The 252-nt window shown below is 67.1% G+C and carries 1 protein-coding gene; it reads right to left on the bottom strand.

All coding sequences use genetic code 11. From position 1 onward, the window contains the following. On the bottom strand, nucleotides 1-252 hold a 252-nt coding region (locus tag SB717_RS37965; RefSeq protein ID WP_486360812.1), incomplete at both ends, for a P-loop NTPase family protein.

The following is a 252-nucleotide window of genomic DNA, read 5'->3' as shown; positions in this document are numbered from 1 at the left end:
ATACCCAGCGAGAAGCCGCCTGCCTTCTTGCCCGCCACCTCCGTCAGGCCGACGTCGGCGAGGACCTGGTCGACGCGGTGCAGCGGAATCCCGTTGGATGCCGCCATCCACCGCAGGTGGTTGCGCGCCGACCGGTTGGGGTGCACCCACTTTGCGTCGAGAAGCGCCCCTACCTGCGTCAACGGGTTCTTCAGGTCGCGATACAGCTTCCCGTTGATGGTTGCTGTTCCCGCGCTCGGGCGGTCCAGACCG

It is taken from the genome of Priestia sp. SIMBA_032 (genome assembly GCF_046535215.1).
Lineage (GTDB): Bacteria > Bacillota > Bacilli > Bacillales > Bacillaceae_H > Priestia > Priestia aryabhattai.
Note: the sequence above shows the minus strand (reverse complement) of the source record. Positions and strands in the feature narration are given on the sequence as shown.